The following is a 14,184-nucleotide window of genomic DNA, read 5'->3' as shown; positions in this document are numbered from 1 at the left end:
TATCTATCTCCCCTGGTGTATACAGTTCATTGTTTGTGGTCTGCGGTTGCGCTCATGTCGGCCATCAGGCGCCGATATAGGCCTTGCGTATGGCTTCGTTGCCGAGCATTTCATCGCGATCGCCCTGCATGACAAGCCGGCCGTTCTCGATGACGTAGGCCCGCGTGGCGATCTTGAGCGCGGCATAGGCATTCTGTTCGGCGAGCAGCACGGTGGTGCCCTCGGCGTTGATGGTCTTGATCGTCTCGAAGACCTGCTTGACTACCAGTGGCGCCAGCCCCAGCGACGGCTCGTCGAGCAGCAGCAGCTTCGGCCGGCCCATGAGCGCGCGCCCGAGCGCGACCATCTGCTGCTGGCCGCCGGACAACGAGCCCGCGGCCTCGTTCTTCTTTTCGTCGAGAATGGGAAACATGGCGAGCACGTGCTCGAGGGTGTTCTTCATACCGGCACGGTCGCGCCGATGCACATAACCGCCGAGCATGAGGTTCTTGAGCACCGACATGTCGGGAAACAGCTTGCGTCCCTCGGCACACTGCACCACGCCTGCCTGCACCAGCGCCGACGGCTTGCTGCCGGTCATGTCGCGGCCGTTGACATGAATACGCCCGGCCGCCGGCTTGAGCAGTCCGCTGATGGTATTGAAAAGCGTCGTCTTGCCGGCGCCGTTGGAGCCCAGCAGGACGACCAGTTCGCCGGGCTCGATATCCATCGACACGCCGTCCAGTGCCTTGAAGCTGGCATATTTCGCGTCGACGTTCTCAAGCTTCAACATCTTGATCGCTCCCCAGATAGGCTTCGATGACGACCGGGTCGTTCTTGATCTGTTCCGGCGTGCCCTCGGCGATCTTTTCGCCGTGGTCCAGCACCATGATCTTGTCGGCCAGGCGCATGATCATGTCCATCTTGTGTTCGATCAGGCAGACGGTGACGCCGTGGTCGACCATCTTGCGGATCATCTGCGCGAGGCTGTCGGTCTCCTCGGGATTGATGCCGCCGGCGGGCTCGTCCAGCAGCACCAGCTGCGGGTCGGTCGCCAGCGCCAGCGCGAACGCCACCCGCTTGCGCTCTTCCTGACTGGTATCCGCGATATAGCGCTGGGCCACATGCGACAGGCCGACGAAGTCGAGTACTTCCTCGGCTTTTTCGCGGCAGCGTTTTTCATCGGCGCGCAGGCGTTTGGAGTTGACGATCACGTCCCACAGCCGCGACTGCGTGCGCAGGCGATGGCCGACGATGAGGTTGTCGAGCACGGTCGACTCCTCGAACAGCATGGTGGTCTGGAAGGTACGCGCGATGCCCATGCGGGCGATCGCATCGGGGGCCTTGCCGGCAATGCTCTGGCCGTTGAACACGATCGTGCCCTCGGTGGGCGGCATGGCACCGGCCACCAGATTGAAGAACGTGGTCTTGCCGGCGCCGTTGGGGCCGATGATCGCGTTGATCTGATTGGCACCGAATTCGACGCTGACATCGTTGACCGCGGCGAGGCCACCGAAACGCTTGGTGAGTCCGTCGATCTTAAGCATTGTCGCGTGCCTCCTCTCGGGTGGCTGGCCGGGTCGCAGCGGAGTCGCCGGCGACACGCGATTCGCGCCGAACCGCCGGCGCATTACGCGCGGCACGGCGTCCACGCCAGGCCAGGAAACTGCCCACGATGCCTTTCGGGAAGAAGATCACCAGCAGCACCAGCATCGGCCCGAAAATGATCATCCGGTACTCCTCGAACGACTGCAGCATCTGGGTCAGCCAGGTGATGATCAGCGTGCCCAGAATCGGGCCCATGAGGGTACCGATGCCGCCGACCAGCAGGTAGGCGATCATGTCGAAGGTGTGCAGGATGTCGGCCTCGGCCGGGCCGATGAAGCGCACCACACCGGCATACAGGCCGCCGGCGAATGCCGCATAGACGGTCGACAGCACGAAGGCGAGCACCTTGTTGCGCATCAGGTTGATGCCCAGCGACTGGGCCAGATCGTCACTGATACGGATGGCGCGGAAGGTACGCCCGAGCAGCGACTCGGAAATACGCCGCGTCAGCCAGACCGCGAGCACGAGAAAGGCGAGCACCAGATAATAGAAGGGAATCGTGCGGGTGAAATCGACCAGCCCGAAGCCTTCCGGCGGCGCGATGTTGATGATACCCAGGGTGCCGTGGGTCAGCGCTTCCGACTTCTCGATCAGGATATAGATGATGAAGCCGACGCAGAGCGTGAAGATCGCGAAATAGTGTTCCTTGAGCCGCAGCGACACGAGCCCGACCAGAAAGCCGAACACCGCGCCGAACAGTCCGGCAACCAGAAACGCCGGCCAGAACGGCCAGGCGTAGTCGACGGTAAGAATCGCCACGGCATAGGCGCCGATGGCGAAGAATCCGCCGTGCGCCAGATTCAGCTGGCCGCAGTAGCCGGTGATGATGTTCATGCCGTAGACCGCGATGGCCCAGATGAACGCCATCGCCATCACATAGATCTGGTACTCGCCCGCGGCCACGAACGGAAACACGATCGCGAGCGCCAGCAACAGCCAGCGCATGGCCGCGCTGGTGAAGAAATTGACTACCGCATTCATCAGCGCACCCCCTGCGTGAACAGCCCGGTGGGCTTGATCGACAGAATGACGACCAGTAGCAGGAAGGCGATCAGATCCTTGTAGTCATTGGATACATAGAAACCGCCCAGGGCCTCGGAAAACCCGATGATCAAACCGCCGACGATGGCGCCGGGAATACTGCCCATACCGCCGAGGATGATGATCACGAACGCCTTGAGCAGGACCAGATTGCCCATCGCCGGATAGACCAGATTGATGGGCGCGAACAGCGTTGCCGCCACCGCGGCCAGGCCGCCGGCAATGGCGAACGTCATCATCGCCACCCGGTTGGCATCGATGCCAACCAGAAACGCGCCTTCACGATTCTGGGCCATGGCGATGATGGTCGAGCCGGTCATGGTTTTCTTCAGATACAGATGCAGCGCGCCCATCAGGGCGAACGCCCCGACGATGATCAGCAGGCGCTGGGCCGGCAGGGTCAGGCCGGCGAAGCGGAATATCTCCATCGACGCCGAGGGCATGCGCAGAAAATCCGCGCCCCAGTACATCTGCACCACCGCCTCGAAGAACAGCAGCAGGCCGATGGCCGCGATCTTGTCGTGAATGGGCGGCGCGTGCCGCAGCGGATGGAACACAAGGCGTTCGCAAACCACCGAAATGACGGCCACGATCGCCGCGGCAAATACCATCGCCACCCAGTAGTTGAGCCCGATATCGACCATGCCGAAATAGGCGGCGTAGGCGCCGATCATGTAGAGCGCGCCGTGGGCGAAATTGGGCACATGCAGGATGCCGTACACCAGCGTCAGACCCAGCGCGACCAGCCCATAGATACTGCCGAGCGTCAGGCCGTTGAGCACCTGCTGTAGAAACAGTTCCAAGACGAAATCTCCCTGGTTACGAATGAAGGGCACGCCCGGCAAGCGGACATGCAGACGATTTCAGATTCAGTGGCCCAGTGGGCGTTCGGGCCATGCGCTCATCGACACAGGACGCTATAGCGGCGCGCGCAGGCCGCCGGCACGCGGTGCGCCGCCACCGTTCGCCGACAGCGTCATTCGGCGAAGGCGGAACATGCGTGCAGACCGGGCCCATGCGTGGGAGTGCGTCATCGATGAATCTCCTCTATCGGCGATACGTCCCGGGATGGCTCCGATCTCTGCCGGTTACCGGACGACGCCTTTTCTTTTTTGAACCGGAGTAAAGCTGCCATGCTGTCAGGCAGGCGTCAACAGATTATGAAACAACATTTCACTTGTTGTCTGCAGACATTTTTACCGCTTTTCGCAGTCGGTTTTACGCTGTTAATCAAGGGCTAAGCGCAGTCTCGTCCGCGCCGCCCGCAGTGTTTGTACGCGCGGAACGCCGTAGCCAAAGCCTGTGCGGGCGAACAGCCGACACCACGGCGAGGCGCTCGACGGCCGCTGGCCCGACATGCACAGAGAATTGCCCGCGATGGTTTCGGTGACCCGGTTGCTGACCGACCGCATAGGTCACACGACCAAAGTCGTAGACCGCCTATCGAAGACAGCCACCCCGCGACCGACGCAATTTCCGACCGGGCGGTCGTCACGCGCAATTTTCCGTCCCGGCGCCTCATCACCGCAGCGCGCGACCGGCGCGAGCTCGCGTATTATCGAGCGACCCCGTGCGCCGGATCGCTGACGCCACCGCGCCCGTTCGTACAGCCATCAATCCATCTGGGAACATACGTGACCCGACAAACACAGATCGTCGATCCCGCGGACAGCCCTGATCCGTTCGCCTCTTTTCCGGCGCGGCTGCAGCGCACCGCGCGCGCACAGCCCGACCACACCGCGATCGTGTACGGCAGGCGCCGTATCGCCTGGGCCGCGTTCCATGCGCGTGTGCGCCTGATCGCCGGTCGCCTGCAGGCCGCCGGCATCGGTGCCGACGACAAGGTCGCGATGCTGGCGCACAACTGCCCCGAGTACCTCGAGCTGTTCGCCGCCACCCTGCATGCCGGCGCCTGCGCGGTGCCCCTGTCGAGCATGGCCACCGGCGCCGCGCTCGAGGCCATGCTGCGGGATTCCGACGCGCGCGTGTTGCTGGTTTCGGCGAAAGGCCGCGATGCGCTGGGCACGCATATCGACAACGTCGATGCGATCGCGCCGGCACACCGGCTGGCGTTGGATTTCGAAGCCCCCGGCTGGCGCGCCTTCGAGGACTGGGTCGCCGAAAGCCCCGGCGAGATCGAGCCGGCCGCGGTGACCCCGGATCGTCACTTCAACCTGATCTACAGCTCGGGCACCACGGGCACACCCAAGGGCATCCTCCACGACCATCGCATGCGCGCGCGCCAGCTCTACCGGCTGGCCGCCTACGGCTACGACGACACCGCGATCACCCTGGTATCGACGCCGTTGTACTCCAACACCACGCTGGTATCGGCCCTGCCGGCGCTCAACGGCGGCGGCACCCTGGTGCTCATGCCCAAGTTCGACGAACGCGGCTTCCTGGAACTGGCCGAACGCGAGCGCGTTACCCACGCCATGCTGGTGCCGGTGCAATACCAGCGTCTGCTCGCGCATCCGGATTTCGACGATTTCGACCTCTCCAGCTTCCGGCTCAAGTCCTCGACCAGCGCGCCGCTGCGGCGTTCGGTCATGGAAGACGCAATGAAACGCTGGCCCGGCCGGCTCGTCGAGGTCTACGGGCTGACCGAAGGTGGCGTCTCGACCATGCTCGACGCCAACGCCTTCCCCGACAAGCTGGATACGGTCGGGCGCCCCGCCGAAGGCGTTGAACTCAATATCCTGGACGAACAGGGCCGCGAGTGCGCCGCCGGCGAGACCGGCGAAATCGTCGGCCGCGCCACGGCGATGATGGCCGGCTACTACAACCGGCCGGACCTGACCGAACAGATGATCTGGCACGATGCCCACGGCGCCATGTTCTTCAAGACCGGTGATCTCGGGCGTCTGGACGCCGACGGCTTTCTCACCATCCTGGATCGCAAGAAGGACATGATCATCTCGGGCGGCTTCAATATCTATGCCTCGGATCTGGAAGCGGTGCTGCTCCAGCACCCGGGCGTGGCCGATGCCGCCGTGATCGGCATCCCCAGCGAACGCTGGGGCGAAACACCACTGGGATTGGTCGTACGCCGTGCCAACGACAACACCGCGCCCGCCGTCATCTGCGAGTGGGCCAACACCCAGCTCGGGCACAGCCAGCGCCTGGCCGGCGTGGAACTGCGCGACGAGCTGCCGCGCAGCAGCATCGGCAAGATCCTCAAGCGCGAGCTGCGCGAACCCTATCTGGACGAGGCCGGGGCCGACTGATGCGGGCCACCCCAAGCGCGGATCAGACCTCGAGCCATTCCTTGCGCACCGCCTCGTTGGCCTCAAGATCGGCGGGGGTGCCCTCGAACACGATCTGACCGTGACCCATCACATAGACCCGGTGCGAGACGCGCATGGCAATGCTCAGGCGCTGTTCGACCAGCAGGATGGAGATGCCCTTGGCCGCAATTTCCAGCAGGAAATCGCCGACCTGGGTCACGATCTGCGGCGCCAGCCCCTCGGTGGGCTCGTCGATCATGATCAGTTTCGGGTTGCCCATGAGCGTGCGACACATGGTGAGCATCTGCTGCTCGCCGCCGGAGAGCATTTCCGCCTTCACGTCCGCGCGCTCCTGCAGCCGTGGAAACAGTCGGTAGGCATCGTCGAGGGTCCAGAGCGCCTCGGCACCCATTTTCTGGATGCCCATCTGCAGATTCTCGCGCGTGGTCAGGCCGCTGAATATGAGCCGGTCCTCGGGCACATAGCCGATGCCCTTGCGGGCCACCTGATGCGACTTGAGCCGGCCGAGATCCTCGCCCTGGAAACGCACCGATCCGTGCGGCGCGACCAGACCCATGATCGCCTTGCAAGTGGTGGAGCGCCCGACCCCATTGCGGCCGAGCAGACTGACGATTTCGCCCTCACCCACCTCGAAGTTGACGCCCTGTAGCACGTGGCTCTTGCCGTAGTAGGCGTGAAGATCTTTTATTTCGAGCATTCCGGGAACCTGTTTAGGGCCTAATGAGCTTCGCCAAGATAGGCTTCCTGGACCGCGGCATTGCCGCGCACCGCGTCCGGCGTGTCGCTGGCGATGACCTCGCCGTAGACGAGCACGCTGATGCGGTCGGCCAGTTCGAACACCACGCTCATGTCGTGCTCGACGATCAGCAGTGTCTTGTCGCGGGTGACTTCACGAATCAACCGCATGGCGTGATCGCGCTCCGACAGCCCCATGCCGGCGGTCGGCTCGTCGAGCAGAACCACGTCGGCGCCGCCGGCAATGGTGGTGCCGATCTCCAGGGTGCGCTGCTCGGCATAGGTGAGCAGAGAAGCCTGCACGTCGCGGCGCTTCTCCAGCCCCAGGCGCTCGAGCCACTGCTCGGTCGCCTCGGTGAGCCCGGTCTGACGGCCGATCAGATGCCAGAACGAATACTTGTAGCCCTGCGCCCACAGCAGTGAACAGCGCAGGTTCTCGAACACCGTCATGTTGTGAAACAGATTGGTGATCTGGAAGCTGCGGCTCAGGCCCTTGCGGTTCACCTTGTAGGGCGGCAGATCGCTGATCTTCTCGCCGTGCAGGCTGATCTCGCCGCGGCTGGGCAGGTAGCGCCCGCTGATCAGGTTGAACAACGTGGATTTGCCGGCGCCGTTGGGGCCGATGATCGCATGCCGCTCGCCGGGCTCGACCGCCAGGTTCACGCCCCGGATGATCTGTGCCGCACCGAAACTCTTGTGGACATCAGTCAACGTCAATGCACTCGTCATCGGGCAGCCTCCGGCCTTTCCGTCGTCTTGTTGATGTCATTCCAGCGTTCGCGAATACGCCCGGAGACCCATTTGAGCAGCGCCACGCCGACGGCGAGTACGACTACCGCCACCACCCAGGGCAGCAGGCGGGTGACGTTGACCTGCATATAGAAAAGATCGATCGGCTGCGACGGATCGTAGGCCAGCGACAGGTGATAGCCCATTTCGATCACGCTCACCAAGCCGGCCAGTGCCAGCATTGCCGGCACCACCGCCAAGGCATACACGGGTATCAGCCGATGCAGCTGGCCGGCTCGCCAGGGCGCGAAATGCGCCACGATGACGCCGGCGATTCCCATCGGCGCGTACATCACCATGAACACGAACAGCAGGCCGAAGTAGAGGATCCAGCCTTCGGAGAAACCGCTCAGCGCGGTCTGCATGTAGGTGATCAGCACGGCGCCGATGATCGGCCCGAAGAACACGCCGACGCCGCCGATGAAGGTCATCAGCAGCACCGAGCCGGACTGGATCAACCCGACGTTCGAGGCGGTCATGATCTCGAACATGATCGCGAACAGCCCGCCCGCAATGCCAGCGAAGAAACCGGACAGAGCGAACTGGACGAACCGGGCCATGGTCGTGTTGTAGCCCACGAACTGGGCCCGCTCGGGGTTGTCGCGCACCGCATTGGAGATACGTCCGAGCGGCGTGCGTGTCAGCAGGTACATCAACAGCGCGGCAAACACGGTCCAGGCGCCGATCAGGTAATAGACCTGGATCTGCGGGCCGTAGGAAAACGGCAACAGCGTGACTTCGGTTACCCGGTTCGCCGAGATCCCACTCTCGCCGCCGAAGAAGTCGGTGAACATATTGGCGCTGGACTCCACCAGCGAACCGATGCCCAGGGTGATCATGGCAAAGGTCACGCCCGCGCGCCGGGTCGACACGCTGCCGAAGATGATGCCGAACAGCAGCCCGCCCGCACCGCCGACCAACGGCATCAACTCCAGAGGCCAGGAGAACACGCCGTCGTTGACCGCCCGAATCGCATGCAGGGTAAAGAAACCGCCGATACCGAAATACACGGCGTGCCCGAACGAGAGCATGCCGGCTTCGCCCAGCAGCATGTTGTAGGACAGCGCGAACAGAATGAACACGCCCATCTGGCTCATCATCGAAATCGAGCTGCCCGAGGTAAACAGATGCGGCAGCACGACCACCACGGCCGCGAAGACTACCCAGACGATGATCTGACGCAGCAACGAACCGAGTGCTGCGCCGCTATTGGATGCGCCGCTCATGATTCACGATCTCCCATGAGCCCGCGCGGTCGGAAGATCAGAATCAGCACCATCATCAGATAAGGCAGCATCTGGCCCAGCCTTGCGAAATTGATGTTCAGCAGCCCGCCGAACATGGAGTCGGGCCCTATGACCAGGCCCGCGGAATTGAGCATATCGGCGACCGAGTAGTTCATGCTCACCGCGAACGTGGTGACCAGCCCGATGATCAACGACGCGGCCAGCGCGCCGCCCAGCGAGCCGAGCCCGCCGAATACCACCACCACGAACACGATCGGTCCCATGGAAAACGCCATGCCCGGCTCGGTGATGTAGTAGTTGCCCGCCATCGCCCCGGCCAGCCCGGCCAGGCCGGTGCCGAACGCGAATACGAACGTGAAGATCCGGGGCACGTCGTGGCCGAGCGCGCCGACCATTTCCGGATGCGACAGCGACGCACGGATGATCATGCCGACCCGCGTGCGTACCAGCAGCACGTAGATCGCCGCGAACATGGCGATCGCCACCAGCAGAATGAAGCCGCGATACGCCGGAAAATGACTGCCGAACAGCGTGAACAGGGTGAAATCCAGCGACGGCGGGATGCCATACGGCACAGCGATCTGCCCCCAGAGCAGGATCACCAGTTCGTCGATGACATACACCAGGCCGAACGTGAACAGCAGCTCGGCCACGTGCCCGTGCTTGTGCACGTTGCGCAGCCCGAAACGCTCGGTGAGCGCGCCGAGCAGGCCCACGAACAACGGCGCCAGGATCAACGCGGGCCAGAACCCCAGCACCTGACTGATCGAGTACGCGCAGTAGGCGCCGAGCATGTAGAAGCTGGCATGGGCGAAGTTGAGCACGCCCATCATGCCGAAGATCAGCGTGAGCCCGCTGGCCAGCATGAACAGCAGCATGCCGTACAGCAGCCCGTTCAGAACAGAGAAAACAATCGACTCGAGCATGGCAGAACGATCCGTCTAGACGCGGCAATCCCGATGTTTCCGGCGGCACAGGCCAAAGGCCCACGCCGCCGGGAACGACCTATTCAGCGGTCATGGTGGTCGATCAGGAACGTGACGGCCGCTTCATCTCACAGGAGGTCGGCGTAGCCGTTTCGTCCGCCGGGATCCGGGCGTCCATCTTCCAGCCGATGCCGGTGCCCTCGGAGTCGTATTTCAGATAGTCGTCGGTGAAGGTGGACATGAACAGCGTCTGCAACAGCTGATGGTCGTCGCCGCGCATGGTCGCCTTGCCGAACGGGGTATCCACGCTCAGGCCTTCCATCGCATAGGCGACTTTCAGCGGATCGGTGCTGCCAGCCTTTTCCATGGCCTTCTTGAGCATGTCCATTTCGGTCTTGACGCGCAGGTAGTAGAACTCGATGCCGGAATAACGGTTCTCGAATTCCTCGAGCATGGACTGCAGTTCCGGCGCCTTGTAGCGAACCGCCAGATTCTCCTGCCATTCGGTGATCATCTTGACGTGACCGATCGCCCCTTTGCCCAGCGCAGTGGGCGTACCCAGACCGCCCGCATAGTAGCTGTACCAGTCGACATCCAGACCCGCCTGGGAGCCGGCCTTGACCAGCAGCGACAGATCGTTGCCCCAGTTGCCGGTGATCACCGCATCGGCGCCGGACGACTTGATCTGGGAGATATAGGGCGAGAAATCCTTGACCTTGCCGATCGGATGCAGCACGTCACCGACGATCTTGATGTCGGGGCGCTTCTCCTTGAGCATCTCCTTGCCGGCCTTGGAAATATACTGGCCGTGGGAATAATCCTGATTGATCAGAAAGACCTTCTTGATGTCCTTCTGGTCGGCCATGTAATCCGTGATCGCCTTCATCTTCATTTCGCTGTTGGCGTCAAAACGGAAATGCCAGAACGAACACTTGTCGTTGGTCAGGGCCGGATCGACCGCCGCGTAGTTCAGGAACACGATGCGATTGTCCGGATTGCGCTGGTTGTGTTTTTCCACACCGCTGACCAGTGCGCCGGCCACGCTGGAGCCGTTGCCCTGGGTGATGTAGTGAATATGCTGGTCGGCCACTTCGCGCAGTATCTGCAGCGACTCCTGGGCGTTGGTCTTGTTATCGAACGGCACGATCTCGATCTTCTTGCCGAGCACGCCGCCCGCCGCGTTCATCTTCTCCGCCAGGTACTGGAAGTGCTTGAGCCCGGCGTCGCCGACATTGGCGAACGCGCCCGACAGCGGGTCGATATAACCGATCTTGATGGTGTCTTCGGCGGTCATGCCCGTCGTCGGCACGACCACGGCCAGTGCAGTCGCCAGCGTGAGTGTCATCCGCCGCAGGCGCGTCATGTATTGCTTCATCCTCATCCCCTCCTTTTATGTGGCCCCACGGCCACTTATATGCCCTGTTTCAGCCACACGGCTTTGCTGAAGCTAGCAGGCGGTCGCGCCAACGGCAAAGCGACTTTAGTCGTTGTCCGACTTCGACCCCGGATACTGACACCCCATACCGGTATCGAGCGCCGGGCACAGATCGTAATCGACTGATTATCTTGTCCTTTACGATCCGACGGTTATTCGAAAACGATTGCATGCCGCACGCATGCAGCCTCACTTCATCCTCGTCAGACCGCTTGGTGAAACTCTATTTCACAAATATTGACCACGCCGCGCCGTTCTGTAAAATTCGGCAATCAGCAGAACCACAGTGGGCGATGCCAGCCATGTCGAAACGTTTTGATGGACAGATCGTGCTGATCACCGGTGCCGCCGGCGGCATCGGCCGTGCCTGCGTCGAACGTTTCGCCAGCGAAGCGGCACGGGTCGTGGCCGTGGATCGCGACGCGCAAGCGCTCGAAGCCGTGATCGCATCGCTGGAAGAACCTGCCCGCCATGCCGCTCATGCCCTCGATATCCGCGACGAGAACGCCGTCGACGCCCTGGTCGAATCGGTGATCGCGAACCACGCTCACATCGACGTGCTGTGCAACAACGCCGGCATCGCCGGCGGCGATTATTCGCCGATCAGCGGCAACGATTCCGCGACCTGGCGCGAGATTCTCGACGTCAATCTACTCGGCGCGGTGAATTTCAGCCGGGCGGTGTCTCGTCACATGTGTGAACGCCGGACGGGCGCCATCGTGAACACCGCATCGGTGGCCGGCCTGCGCTCGGGCGCGGGCGGCAACGCCTACAGCGCGTCCAAGGCCGCCGTCATCAGCCTGACCCAGACCAGTGCCTGCGATCTCGGCAGTTACAACGTGCGCGTCAACGCAGTCTGTCCGGGCCTGATCAAAACGGGGATGACACAGCCGGTTTTCGACTATGCCGCGGCCAACGACAAGGAACACAAGCTCGGTTCGCGCTGCGAACTGCGCCGCTTCGGCCGGCCGGAGGAAATCGCTGCCGCCATCGCCTTTCTCGCCAGCGACGACGCCAGCTATATTACCGGCCAGGCATTGCCGGTGGACGGTGGCAACAGCAGCTCGCTCAACATGCCCGGCATGAAGCATTGACGAGCGGACACCACACATCATGGACAGGCGAAATCAGCCGTTTCGAGCATCGCCTCAAATAGCGTTTTGCTGTCATCGGTGCGATGATTGAATAGATAAATCTCCGATATGAATTGCTGGATCAACGTCTGCCATGGCAGGCGCCCGCATGCTCCAGAAAGAGTTATTACGCATGAGTGAAGAACAAGAACGCGACGTCATGGAATACGACGTAGTCGTCGTCGGTGCCGGTCCGGCGGGCCTGTCCGCCGCGATGCGTCTCAAGCAGAAAGACCCCGAGAAGAACGTCTGCGTGCTGGAAAAAGCCTCCGAAGTCGGCGCCCAGAGTCTGGCCGGCGCCGTGATCGAGACCGGTCCGCTGGACGAACTGGTGCCGGACTGGCGCGACGATCCGCCCGCGATCTGCGTGAAAGCCACCGACGACGAATTCTGGATGCTCAAGAAGGACGGCGCGACAAAAATGCCGACGCCGCCGCAGCAGAACAACCACGGCAACGTGATCGTGTCGCTGGCCAACATGATGAGCTGGCTCGCGCCCAAGGCCGAAGCGCTGGGCGTGGAGATCTATCCCGGTTTTTCCGCTGCCGAAGCCGTCTTCGACGACAACGGCGCGGTCAAGGGCGTGCGCACGCCGGACATGGGCCTGGATCGTCAGGGCAATGCCAAGGACGGCTACACCCCCGGCATCGAGATCCATGCGCCGGTCACCATCTTCGCCGAAGGCTGTCGCGGCAACTGCACCAAGCAGCTGATCAAGAAATTCGAGCTGGACCGCGACTGCGATCCGCAGACCTATGGCATCGGCCTCAAGGAACTCTGGAAAGTGCCGGCGGGCCGCAGCAAGCCGGGCCTGATCCAGCACACCATCGGCTGGCCGCTGTCGAACGACACCTATGGTGGCAGCTTCATCTATCACCTGGACGACGACCGTATTGCCATCGGCTTCGTGGTCGGCCTCGACTACGAGGATCCGCGCTTCAAGCCGTTCGAGGCCTTCCAGCAGCTCAAGCAGCACGCCAAGATCAAGCCCTTGCTCGAGGGCGGAGAGATCGTCTCCGCCGGCGCGCGCGCCCTGGTCGAGGGCGGCTGGCAGTCGCTGCCCAAGCTCGAGATGCCGGGCGCAGTCATCGTCGGCGACGCCGCCGGCACGCTCAACGTGCCCAAGATCAAGGGCATCCATACCGCCATGCGCTCGGGCATGATCGCCGCCGATCACGTCATCGACACCGGCAAGGCGGACGGCTTCGATGCTGTCCTGCGTGCATCGGACGTCGCCCGCGAACTCAAGAAGGTCCGCAACATTCGCCCGGGTTTTCTCAAGGGCAAGTGGATGGGCCTGATGAATGCCGGCTGGGAAACCGTGGTCGCCGGCAAGTCGCCGTGGACCCTGCACAACCACGCCGACTGGCGGGCCACCAAGAAGCTCAGCGAAGTCGAGGCGCAGACGCCCGACGAGGCCCAGGACTACGTCAAGCGCGACCTGCCCCCGCGCGACCGCCTGGCCTCGGTCTATTTCGCCCAGACCGAACACGACGAGGATCAGCCGGTTCACCTGCAGATCCTCGAGCCCGACATCTGCACCACGCGCTGCACCGAGGAATACGGCAATCCCTGCACGCGCTTCTGCCCGGCCAATGTCTACGAGATGATCGAGAACGAGTCCGGTAGTCAGGAATTGAAGATCAACGCAGCCAACTGCGTGCACTGCAAGACCTGCGATATCAAGGACCCGTATCAGATCATCAACTGGGTGACGCCGGAGGGCGGCGCCGGGCCCAACTATTACAATATGTAACCTTGGGCCCAACGATCAGAATCGTCGAATCGATGCTCTTCGTATACAGTGTACGGCTCGAGCACGAACGCCGTCCGGGTAATGCGGGCAACCGCGTTTCCGGTCATCGTTCGATTAATCGGCGGTGTTTCGAATCACGCACCGATGTCGCGCCGTGGCGGGCATCGGCTACACATGAAAGGCATCTATGAAAGTACTCGTCAGCATCAAGCGCGCGATTGACTACAACGTGCGCATTCAGATCAAGCCGGACGGCAGCGGCGTCGTCGAGAACGGGGTCAAGCACA

12 protein-coding genes and 1 pseudogene are annotated in these 14,184 nt (G+C 62.5%); 4 read left to right on the top strand and 9 right to left on the bottom strand.

The window, feature by feature from the left end:
* Window positions 1-64: 64 nt before the first annotated feature.
* From ACFOSU_RS19440 to ACFOSU_RS19425, 4 genes are read right to left on the bottom strand one after another with little or no spacing between them, the layout of a single operon-like run.
* On the bottom strand, window positions 65-772 hold the full coding sequence (locus tag ACFOSU_RS19440; RefSeq protein ID WP_380691627.1) for an ABC transporter ATP-binding protein: 708 nt from the start codon (window positions 770-772) through the stop codon (window positions 65-67).
* Complete coding sequence (locus ACFOSU_RS19435; protein WP_380691625.1) at window positions 759-1,526, bottom strand: ABC transporter ATP-binding protein; 768 nt, start codon at window positions 1,524-1,526, stop codon at window positions 759-761. The genes ACFOSU_RS19440 and ACFOSU_RS19435 overlap by 14 nt, the downstream gene beginning before the upstream one ends.
* Window positions 1,519-2,568, bottom strand: coding sequence for a branched-chain amino acid ABC transporter permease (locus tag ACFOSU_RS19430; RefSeq protein ID WP_380691624.1), 1,050 nt, complete (start codon window positions 2,566-2,568; stop codon window positions 1,519-1,521). Before ACFOSU_RS19430 ends, ACFOSU_RS19435 begins: the two co-directional genes overlap by 8 nt.
* Window positions 2,568-3,431 carry a branched-chain amino acid ABC transporter permease gene (locus tag ACFOSU_RS19425; protein WP_380691622.1) on the bottom strand — a complete coding sequence of 288 codons (864 nt, stop codon included), beginning with the start codon at window positions 3,429-3,431 and terminating at the stop codon, window positions 2,568-2,570. Before ACFOSU_RS19425 ends, ACFOSU_RS19430 begins: the two co-directional genes overlap by 1 nt.
* An 831-nt stretch (window positions 3,432-4,262) precedes the next feature.
* On the opposite strand from ACFOSU_RS19425, the gene ACFOSU_RS19420 reads away from it, so the two are divergent.
* Window positions 4,263-5,855: a class I adenylate-forming enzyme family protein gene (locus ACFOSU_RS19420; protein WP_380691620.1), complete on the top strand. Its 1,593-nt coding sequence runs from the start codon at window positions 4,263-4,265 to the stop codon at window positions 5,853-5,855.
* 22 nt (window positions 5,856-5,877) lie between these two features.
* On the opposite strand, the gene ACFOSU_RS19415 is transcribed toward ACFOSU_RS19420, so the two are convergent.
* The 5 genes from ACFOSU_RS19415 to ACFOSU_RS19395 form a co-directional block, all read right to left on the bottom strand.
* On the bottom strand, window positions 5,878-6,573 hold the full coding sequence (locus ACFOSU_RS19415) for an ABC transporter ATP-binding protein (RefSeq protein ID WP_380691619.1): 696 nt from the start codon (window positions 6,571-6,573) through the stop codon (window positions 5,878-5,880).
* A gap of 20 nt (window positions 6,574-6,593) precedes the next feature.
* Window positions 6,594-7,340 (bottom strand): ABC transporter ATP-binding protein, encoded by a 747-nt coding sequence (locus ACFOSU_RS19410; protein ID WP_380691618.1) that lies wholly within the window; start codon window positions 7,338-7,340, stop codon window positions 6,594-6,596.
* A complete protein-coding gene (locus ACFOSU_RS19405) occupies window positions 7,337-8,626 on the bottom strand; it encodes a branched-chain amino acid ABC transporter permease (RefSeq protein WP_380691616.1) in 1,290 nt (429 codons plus the stop codon). The genes ACFOSU_RS19410 and ACFOSU_RS19405 overlap by 4 nt, the downstream gene beginning before the upstream one ends.
* Entirely contained in the window at window positions 8,623-9,573 is a 951-nt protein-coding gene (locus ACFOSU_RS19400; RefSeq protein ID WP_380691615.1) for a branched-chain amino acid ABC transporter permease, read from the bottom strand. Before ACFOSU_RS19400 ends, ACFOSU_RS19405 begins: the two co-directional genes overlap by 4 nt.
* Window positions 9,574-9,676: 103 nt before the next feature.
* Complete coding sequence (locus tag ACFOSU_RS19395) at window positions 9,677-10,948, bottom strand: branched-chain amino acid ABC transporter substrate-binding protein (protein WP_380691613.1); 1,272 nt, start codon at window positions 10,946-10,948, stop codon at window positions 9,677-9,679.
* 362 nt (window positions 10,949-11,310) lie between these two features.
* Here ACFOSU_RS19395 and ACFOSU_RS19390 point away from each other — a divergent pair, with 362 nt between their 5' ends.
* The 3 genes and pseudogenes from ACFOSU_RS19390 to ACFOSU_RS19380 form a co-directional block, all read left to right on the top strand.
* The gene (locus ACFOSU_RS19390; protein ID WP_380691612.1) at window positions 11,311-12,102 is read left to right on the top strand and encodes an SDR family NAD(P)-dependent oxidoreductase; all 792 of its coding nucleotides are present in this window, start codon (window positions 11,311-11,313) and stop codon (window positions 12,100-12,102) included.
* A gap of 148 nt (window positions 12,103-12,250) precedes the next feature.
* Entirely contained in the window at window positions 12,251-13,897 is a 1,647-nt protein-coding gene (locus tag ACFOSU_RS19385) for an electron transfer flavoprotein-ubiquinone oxidoreductase (RefSeq protein ID WP_380691611.1), read from the top strand.
* A 187-nt stretch (window positions 13,898-14,084) separates the two neighbouring features.
* Window positions 14,085-14,184, top strand: a pseudogene (locus tag ACFOSU_RS19380) (EtfB protein); the annotation flags it as partial.

The organism is Salinisphaera aquimarina (assembly GCF_042643355.1).
Lineage (GTDB): Bacteria > Pseudomonadota > Gammaproteobacteria > Nevskiales > Salinisphaeraceae > Salinisphaera > Salinisphaera aquimarina.
The sequence above is the reverse complement of the archived record's forward strand: the minus strand, read 5'-3'. Positions and strand labels throughout refer to the sequence as shown.

What these genes read in the sequence shown, in the direction of transcription:
- ACFOSU_RS19440 (WP_380691627.1), bottom strand. Translation starts at nt 772, where the DNA reads ATGTTGAAGCTTGAGAACGTCGACGCGAAATATGCCAGCTTCAAGGCA.
- ACFOSU_RS19400 (WP_380691615.1), bottom strand. Translation starts at nt 9,573, where the DNA reads ATGCTCGAGTCGATTGTTTTCTCTGTTCTGAACGGGCTGCTGTACGGC.
- ACFOSU_RS19385 (WP_380691611.1), top strand. Translation starts at nt 12,251, where the DNA reads ATGCTCCAGAAAGAGTTATTACGCATGAGTGAAGAACAAGAACGCGAC.
- ACFOSU_RS19430 (WP_380691624.1), bottom strand. Translation starts at nt 2,568, where the DNA reads ATGAATGCGGTAGTCAATTTCTTCACCAGCGCGGCCATGCGCTGGCTG.
- ACFOSU_RS19405 (WP_380691616.1), bottom strand. Translation starts at nt 8,626, where the DNA reads ATGAGCGGCGCATCCAATAGCGGCGCAGCACTCGGTTCGTTGCTGCGT.
- ACFOSU_RS19435 (WP_380691625.1), bottom strand. Translation starts at nt 1,526, where the DNA reads ATGCTTAAGATCGACGGACTCACCAAGCGTTTCGGTGGCCTCGCCGCG.
- ACFOSU_RS19395 (WP_380691613.1), bottom strand. Translation starts at nt 10,948, where the DNA reads ATGAAGCAATACATGACGCGCCTGCGGCGGATGACACTCACGCTGGCG.
- ACFOSU_RS19390 (WP_380691612.1), top strand. Translation starts at nt 11,311, where the DNA reads ATGTCGAAACGTTTTGATGGACAGATCGTGCTGATCACCGGTGCCGCC.
- ACFOSU_RS19415 (WP_380691619.1), bottom strand. Translation starts at nt 6,573, where the DNA reads ATGCTCGAAATAAAAGATCTTCACGCCTACTACGGCAAGAGCCACGTG.
- ACFOSU_RS19410 (WP_380691618.1), bottom strand. Translation starts at nt 7,340, where the DNA reads ATGACGAGTGCATTGACGTTGACTGATGTCCACAAGAGTTTCGGTGCG.